The sequence below is a fragment of the Pseudomonadota bacterium genome, from assembly GCA_026388275.1.
Lineage (GTDB): Bacteria > Desulfobacterota > Syntrophorhabdia > Syntrophorhabdales > Syntrophorhabdaceae > JAPLKB01.
In genome coordinates, this window is the sequence record JAPLKB010000020.1 from 126,397 (window position 1) to 134,435 (window position 8,039).

Consider the following 8,039-nt stretch of genomic DNA (forward strand, 5'->3'; position numbering starts at 1 on the left):
TAAGGCAAAAACCGCGCAGCTTGCTTATGGGGAATTTATTCGCAGAGATTAGAATTCCAGCTTCATCCCGTCATAGGCTGCAATTACGTTTATACCTGTTTCCTTTTTAAGCTTTTCTGCCAAAAGATAAGGTTTATCCATAATCATGTTCATGCCGAAATGTGTCATAATGGCAATTTCAGGTTTGATACGTCCAATAATCTCCGCAACATTGTCTATTGCAAGGTGATCAACGGTATGCTGCTTTTCAAAAGGTTTTGACCTGAGTACATTGATGATGAGGATGTCTGCCTGATAATGATCGGGAAGTGCGTCAAAAAACCTTGTATCGGTTATCAAACCGATTGTTTTGTTCAGATGAAATATGATGCCGTATGTCTCAACAGGGTGAATGTGTCTTACAGATGTACTGAAGGCTATATCTTTTATGGTATAGTTCTGTTTTTCTTTCAGAAAGACAATATCTTCGAGGTATGTCATTAAATATTTCAAAACCACAGGGTCTTCATTGATAGCGTCATCAGGACAAAAAAGTACCCCCTTCTTTTTAAAGCCCCCGTTTGTCATTGCCTCGATCAAAATATTCACATCGTTAGAGTGATCCAGATGCTTATGAGATAGTATTATGCCGTCAAGATCGAGAGGATCGAAGCGTTCTTTTGATCCATGTATTTTGACAATCGCTCCTGGACCGGGGTCAATATAAAGATTTGTATCCTTGTAGTGCAGCCAGAGTCCACCTGTTGACCGTATCTGCTTCATTGCAACGAACCGTGCGCCGCCTGTTCCAAGAAACTTAATAAATCCTTCCATTGTATGCCGCCCTCATGATATAAAAATCAAAGAAATGTTTTAGGTATAATGTTTGTTTACAGAGAAATAATAAAACTTTTTTTAGAGGGCATGTCAAATTGGATTTGATACGTTATGCAGTTTTTGATTCATCTTTGGGCAATATTGTGCTTATTTCTAAAAATGGTCGGATAATCGAGCTTGATATAAAAAACGATGATGTTTACAAGATAAGAAAATCCCTCACAGCACGCTATCCTGATGGCATTGAATCTTCCGAATCATTTCATAATCTATGCAAACTCCTTGACAGATACCTGAAAGGAGAGCGGATTGATTTTGATGTTGAAGTTGATATCTCCCACCTTGGTGAATTTACCAGAAAAGTGCTGGAAGAATTGAGGAAGATTCCATACGGGGAAGTTGCAAGCTATAGCCGCATAGGCAAAATACTGGGCTACAAAAATGCCGGCCGTGCCGTAGGTCAGGCAGTGAGTAGAAACCCTGTCCCGATTGTTATACCATGCCACAGGGTTATCCGTGAAGATGGTTCCATCGGAGGGTTCTCCATGGGTGTGAAGATAAAAGAAAAGCTCCTTGCCAAAGAGGGGACAAGATATTCCCCAAACAAAAAACGCTGAATCCAAATGGAGGTATGATTTTGTTTCATCCGTCAAAAATTATAGCTATCGGACTTAATTATTATGATCATGCAGAGGAACTGAAGATGTCTATCCCGAAATACCCTTTAATATTTATGAAGCCTCCGACTGCTGTGATTCAGAACGGGGAGGCAATTGTTTATCCCCCGCAAAGCAGGGAAGTCCACTACGAGGGTGAACTTGCATTGATCATAGAAGGTAAAACAAGAAACGTCTCCATCCAGGATGCCCCCCGCCATATTGCAGGTTATACCTGCGCCAACGATGTTACTGCAAGGGATTTGCAGAGGGAGGACGGCCAGTGGACACGTGCAAAATCGTTCGATACATTCTGCCCTCTTGGTCCTGGAATAGTTTCAAATGTGGACCCAACTAACCTGGACATCTGCACCAGGGTTAACGGCGTCGAAAGGCAGCGCTCAAATACAAAAAAAATGATCTTTAATGTCTTTGAACTTGTTTCCTTTGTATCAGGAATTATGACATTGCTGCCGGGTGATGTTATAATTACAGGGACACCTCCGGGAGTTGGATCAATCGAAGCAGGGGATATAGTGGAAGTTGAAATAGAGGGAATCGGGATTCTGAGGAACACAATTATCCGAAGAGAGTGATAATTTTCAATTCAATATATAACTATTTAACGAGTTCCGGGGTGCATTTGATCTGATACATTAAAAAAAGGAGTAAAAACATGGACAATATAACTTTTGATGATTTTCAAAAGATGGATCTGAGAGTAGCAGAAATTAAAGCCTGCGAAGACGTTGAAGGTGCGGACAGGCTTTATAAGATTACCATAGATATGGGGGATGAACGAACCATAGTTGCAGGCATTAAGTTGTATTATACAAAAGAAGAGTTGGTAGGAAAGAAGATAGCAGTCGTTGCAAATCTGGAACCTCGTAAATTGAGAGGTATTATTTCTCATGGTATGCTCCTTGCGGCATCAAATGAGGACAAATCATCCGTAGTCCTTTTGACATTGGATAAAGATATGATAAACGGTGCCAGAATATCGTAAAAACTTTTCGCAGTCCATGTCCATGTTTCATAGTCTGAAAAAAAACAAAGAGTGCTGTCTGTGAGCTGTGAAACGGGGTACAGAATATGATCAACAGCCTTTTTATATTTGTTACCGGCTTATCCTTTTTCCTCTTCGGGATGATAAAGCTGAGTTCACTGATGCAGCAGCTTTTCAGCGTTAGAATGAGGGAATACATAAAGGTATCTGTCAGAAAACCTATATACGGCGTATGTATGGGTATATTGACGACGGTCCTTTTCCAGAGTAGTTCGGCTACCACCCTGCTTACTATAGGAATCGTAAGCGCGGGTTTAATCAGTTTCTATAATTCTCTTGGTATAATCCTCGGCGCCGATATCGGAACAACCCTTACAGCACAGCTTGTTGTTTGGAATGTAACCTCTGTGGCACCTGTCATAATTTTTTTTGGCGGAATGTTTTTACTTTTCGGGAAAGAAAAACTGAAACAGACAGGAGAGGGACTCATTTATTTCGGTCTTATTTTTTTCGGATTGAGTTTAACCGGAGATGCAACATTACCCCTTAAAAACAGCAAAGCATTTATCGATTTTTTTTATGAAACAAAAAACCCGCTGATCGGGGTTGGAATCGGCATCGTTTTTACCAGTATTGTTCATGCCTCAGCAATCCCTATCAGTATTCTGATTATTATGAGTCAGCAAGGATTGGTGAGTATTGAAAATGCAATACCAATCGTGCTTGGAGCAAATATCGGTACAACCGTGACAGCCCTCATGGGTTCTATTGCCGGCAATATTAACGGCAAAAGAAGCGCTGTTTCACACCTTTTATTTAAGTGTATCAGTGTTTTTGTTTGCCTGTTTTTGTTACCGGTTTTTATTATCTTCTTAAAGCATTTTTCTTCCAGTACTGCCCAGCAGATCGCCGTCGGCCACTTTACTTTTAATTTTTTTACTGTTGCAATTTTCATCTTTATCCTTAAACCATTTTCTGCTCTCATTGAGAAGATTATCCCGGGAACAGACGGTACATTGCCCCTCTGGCCGGAGTTTCTTGACACGAAATATCTGACCAGTGCAAAGGATGCGCTTTTTTGCGTGAAAAAGGAATTGATAAGAGAAATTATGCTTACCAGAAGGATGCTGGAAGAAAGTATATGCTTGTTAACAAAATTCAGCGAAACGAAAAAAAGGGATATTATGTATATCGAAATGGTTGTTGACAATCTGCAGGCAGAAACAACACAGTATTTATGGAATATTTCATGCGGGCAGCTATCGCAGGCATTAACGAAAAAACTTTTTGCCTTTTCAACGATTGTGTATGAAATTGAAAGGGTAGGCGACCGTTCAACAAACATCGTTGAGCTTGCCGAATCAAAACGCGCGCGTAAAGCGATATTTTCTGATGCGGCATTGGAAGAGCTCGAACAGATAGAAAAACTGATTATGGAGAATCTTGAGGATACATCATTTTTACTTGAAAAAAGGGACGAAGGAATTATAAGAGCAATCCTTGATAGAAACGATAAGGTTGACTTTTCTGTTAAAAAAGCAACAGAACAACACTTGGAGAGATTTTATCAAAAAGTTTGTCGAGCAGAGGCCGGACCAATTTTTGTCGATATATTATTAAACCTTGAAAGGATATCCTATCACTGTAAGATTATAGCGGAACGAATGGTTGGATTGGAGAAAGAAACATAATTTATATAAGTTATGCTGATATGGTATAAGAACAAATGAATTGACATAAAAAGTGCATGATATAAAATGCAGACAATACAAACAACATAATTTAAAATGTACATCTTGGTAATATTTAGTTTTTTTCGATATGTTTATTCTCATTTGCTTTGTTAATGAGATAATGTTTTATATAACAGCATATAAGAAAAGAAAAAGTTATTTTCATCAAATTATTTATATATTGTGATATAATATTTTGATATAAATAATTAAAATATTTTTATACCATAAAATTATACCATAAAAGGATTTGGTCATATCAAAACGACGGACGATTGGAATAAAATTCATAGCGGGTTAAAATATATTGCAGGGGGTTGCCGCTAAGGGTTTATTGGAATCGGGTGTCTTATGAATATTAAAGATTTCAGAGAAATCACTCTGAAAAAGAGAAACAAAATTTGTAAGAAACTGCTTAAGTCGTGAACTACAGTGTGTTGAGTGTTTCAATGAGTTGAAATGGTTCAGACTTTAGAGGTTTTTTAAAAAACAAAGGGAGGAAGAAGCTTATGGCAAACAAGTTTATGGATCCACATGATGTTCCGACAATCCCAGGTACGGAAGGCTGGGAAAGGATGTATCCCTATCAATATCCGTTCTCCAAAGATGACCCGGAGAGGGCTGCCTTTGAAAGCAGCCAGATCTGGTTCTATGACGGATTGCACTATCCCATTCCTCACTATCCGTTCGATCTGATATGGGATGAAGCATGGTCAATGGCACTCTCGCAGTACAATACCCGTCACTGGCTTATTCCACCTGCGCTGGGCATTGATCACAGGATTGTAAACGGTTACGTGTACATCAGCCCTGTAGGTGTACCTGATCCTGAGGAAATCGGGAAAAGGGTACCGCTTTTCATGGAACGTGCCGGGTTTTATTTCCAGAACTGGGACGGCCTGTATGAAAACTGGAAGAAGAAGATGGGTGTTGTCATCGACAAACTGGAAGCAATGAATTTTACAGACCTGCCTGTCATGGAAGATATAAGTATCATCAAGGAAGGAATTGGAATAGGAAGCGGTTACAAGCTCCTGAAAGCGTGGGATGAACTTATTGATATTGGTCTTTTATGCTGGCAGTACCATTTTGAGTTCCTTAACCTGGCCTATGCTGCACAGGTTACTTTCTTTGCCACAGGAGATCAGCTTTTCCCGGGTATCCCCATAGCTACCCTCGTGAAGATGTCGGCGGGATTTGACCCCATCCTTTTCAAACCTGATGCGGAGCTTATCAGGCTTGCCAAATTTGCAATTCAGCTCGGCATTGATGATACCTTTATGAAACCTTTGAAGGCTGATGAGTTGATGAAAGAACTTGCACAGCATGCAACAGGCAAAGAGTGGCTCGCAGAACTGGAAAAGGCAAGATACCCGTGGTTCCATATATCAACAGGCACCGGCTGGTTCCATACTGAAACAAGCTGGAATGACAATCTCAATGTACCTTTTAACGCCATTAAGACAAATATCAGGACCTTAAAGGAAGGTAAGGAGATTGGAAGACCGACAGCCCAGATACTCGAGGAAAGAGACAGAATTGCCACTGAATACAGGGCTCTGCTTAAGACCGATGCAGACAGAGACGCCTTTGATCAGGGCCTCGGTTTAGCTCGTCTCGTACTTCCCTATGCTGAAGACCACAACTTCTACGTTGAACACTGGTTCCATACTTTGTTCTGGCAGAAGACACGCCAGGTCAGTGAGATACTTCAGCGTGCAGGTTTCTTTAAAGAAGCTGGGGATATGTATTTCTTAAAACGCAATGAAATTAAAGATGCATTGTGGGATATGGTTACAGGATGGACTACAGGTGTAAAGTCGAGAGGACCATCCTACTGGCCTAAAGAAGTTGCCTGGAGAAAAGAAGTATATAAGAAATTTACGGAATGGACACCGCCGGCCGCGCTTGGTACGCCTCCTGATGTTGTAACAGAGCCTTTTACAATCGTACTCTGGGGTGTTACAAACAGCACGCTGACGTCTTGGTTGTCAGGTGGGGAAGCAGGAGCAACAGCAGCTAATGAAATACAGGGTTCACCCGGCTCTTCCGGCGTTGTTCAAGGAAAGGCAAGGGTTTTGAACAATCCTGATCAGCTTGCAGACCTTCAAAAAGGTGAGATACTTGTTTGTAAAACTACCTCGCCAAGTTGGGCGCCTTGCTTTGTAACAATCGCCGGTGCTATAACCGACGTGGGCGGGCCAATGTGCCATGCTGCTATTGTATGCAGGGAGTATGGGTTGCCTACAGTCGTCGGTACAGGCAAAGGTACACAGCTTATAAAGACAGGTGATTTAATAAAAATGGATGGCGATACGGGGTTGGTAACAATACTCGAAAGAGCATAAATAACTCACGGAAAGATTGTTTCAACTCCTTATTTTTCAGGAGCCGGCTGCAGGTCATCTGCAGCCGGCTTAAATTTCAGGTTAAAATATGGAGGTAAGAGTTATGTTAGAGAAAGAAAAAAGATTCACCTTAGGTTATGATGAGTTGGAAGGTAATGACTTCAACCTTGTCGGGAAAAAGAATGCAAATCTTGGTGAAATGCTAAAGGCAGGCATTCCTATTTCTCCAGGTTTTGCTGTTACTGTCCATGCAAATGACCAGTATCTTATTATGACGGGTATTAAAGAAAAAATCAGCAGTTTGATAAACCCGCCTAATGCTCAGGTGCCATTGGAAAAGGCACAGGAAGCAAGTAAGATAGCAATGGAATTGATTGAGAGCGCAGAGATGCCGGCGGTTATCGGTGATGTGATTCTTAGCGATTACCATAAAATGTGTGAGAAGTACGGCAATAACTTACCTGTAGCAGTGCGTAGCAGCGGCGCAGCATCAATGCCGGGCCAGATGGAGACCTATCTAAATATATGCGGCGACAAAGACCTTATAGACTATGTAAAAAAATGCTGGTCAAGCGCCTATAATACTGAAGCAATCATGTACAGAATGAACAAGGGTATGGAGTTTCTCTTTAATATTGGAGCAGGAATCCCGAAGATGGTTAACTCAAGGGTATCGGGAATAATTTTTACAATAAACCCGATCAACGGTGATATGTCAAAAATTTCCATAGATGCAAGTTACGGCCTTGGCGAAGCTGTTGTAAGCGGATTGGTTACACCGGATACATATCTAATTGATAAGATTACGCTGGATATTATAAAAATCATAAAGGGCAGTAAAGAAATACAGTGTGTCTACAGGGAAAATGCCAGCGATATCGTGCAGACGGAAGTGCCTGAAGAGAAAAGAAGGGTGAACTGCCTGAGCATGGAAGAAGTTAAAGAACTTGCCAGAGTAGGGAAACTGATTGAGAAATATTATGGCAAGGCATATGATATTGAATTTGGTGTTGATGCGGATATTCCTTTCCCACATAACATTATTATCCTTCAGGTAAGACCGGAATCTGTTTGGAGCAAGAAAGAGGTTGCTCCGAAAACAGAAGTGGCGAAAGACCCGATGGAGCGTTTGCTGGGAGTAATGCTTACCGGAGTAAAGCTGAAATAGCTACTTAGGGGAAGGGGAGTTAATATAAAAACGGATATTCTTTTGTGATGTGGATTCTTTCATCACGAATGGCTATATATTTAAGTTATAAAAAGATTAAATATAGAAGAGGGTGATGGTTACATTTAATTTAGGCTGAGATGCACAAAAAAAATAAAGGGGGTTTGTTATTATGAATCAGAAAGGAGAAGTTAAGCAGCCTTTACTGGGATTTTTGGGGTTAATTGTTGTATTGTTTCTTGCCTTTGGAATTATAATCTGGTTTAAGCCGGAGACATTTATTCCCTGGGCCGGTGAGTTGGCAATGTGCCT

7 protein-coding genes are annotated in these 8,039 nt (G+C 40.8%); 6 read left to right on the plus strand and 1 reads right to left on the minus strand.

All coding sequences use genetic code 11. The features are described 5' to 3' along the window. Positions 1–48: 48 nt before the first annotated feature. Entirely contained in the window at positions 49–813 is a 765-nt protein-coding gene (locus NT010_05905; protein ID MCX5805590.1) for an MBL fold metallo-hydrolase, read from the minus strand. 98 nt (positions 814–911) lie between these two features. Here NT010_05905 and NT010_05910 point away from each other — a divergent pair, with 98 nt between their 5' ends. The 6 genes from NT010_05910 to NT010_05935 all read left to right on the plus strand — a co-directional run bounded on the left by NT010_05910 (position 912) and on the right by NT010_05935 (position 7,727). Beyond that, positions 912–1,433: a methylated-DNA--[protein]-cysteine S-methyltransferase gene (locus tag NT010_05910; protein ID MCX5805591.1), complete on the plus strand. Its 522-nt coding sequence runs from the start codon at positions 912–914 to the stop codon at positions 1,431–1,433. Positions 1,434–1,447: 14 nt separating this feature from the next. Next, complete coding sequence (locus NT010_05915) at positions 1,448–2,068, plus strand: fumarylacetoacetate hydrolase family protein (GenBank protein MCX5805592.1); 621 nt, start codon at positions 1,448–1,450, stop codon at positions 2,066–2,068. A 59-nt stretch (positions 2,069–2,127) separates the two neighbouring features. Beyond that, positions 2,128–2,478, plus strand: coding sequence for a methionine--tRNA ligase subunit beta (gene metG, locus NT010_05920; GenBank protein ID MCX5805593.1), 351 nt, complete (start codon positions 2,128–2,130; stop codon positions 2,476–2,478). Between the two features lie 86 nt (positions 2,479–2,564). Further along, the gene (locus NT010_05925) at positions 2,565–4,169 is read left to right on the plus strand and encodes a Na/Pi cotransporter family protein (GenBank protein MCX5805594.1); all 1,605 of its coding nucleotides are present in this window, start codon (positions 2,565–2,567) and stop codon (positions 4,167–4,169) included. Positions 4,170–4,720: 551 nt separating this feature from the next. Continuing rightward, positions 4,721–6,559, plus strand: coding sequence for a PEP-utilizing enzyme (locus NT010_05930; GenBank protein ID MCX5805595.1), 1,839 nt, complete (start codon positions 4,721–4,723; stop codon positions 6,557–6,559). Positions 6,560–6,662: 103 nt separating this feature from the next. Then, positions 6,663–7,727 (plus strand): PEP/pyruvate-binding domain-containing protein, encoded by a 1,065-nt coding sequence (locus NT010_05935; GenBank protein MCX5805596.1) that lies wholly within the window; start codon positions 6,663–6,665, stop codon positions 7,725–7,727. Positions 7,728–8,039 lie beyond the last annotated feature (312 nt).

Coding starts and splice junctions, on each gene's coding strand:
- NT010_05925 (MCX5805594.1), top strand. CDS start 2,565: ATGATCAACAGCCTTTTTATATTTGTTACCGGCTTATCCTTTTTCCTC.
- NT010_05930 (MCX5805595.1), top strand. CDS start 4,721: ATGGCAAACAAGTTTATGGATCCACATGATGTTCCGACAATCCCAGGT.
- NT010_05935 (MCX5805596.1), top strand. CDS start 6,663: ATGTTAGAGAAAGAAAAAAGATTCACCTTAGGTTATGATGAGTTGGAA.
- NT010_05905 (MCX5805590.1), bottom strand. CDS start 813: ATGGAAGGATTTATTAAGTTTCTTGGAACAGGCGGCGCACGGTTCGTT.
- NT010_05915 (MCX5805592.1), top strand. CDS start 1,448: ATGATTTTGTTTCATCCGTCAAAAATTATAGCTATCGGACTTAATTAT.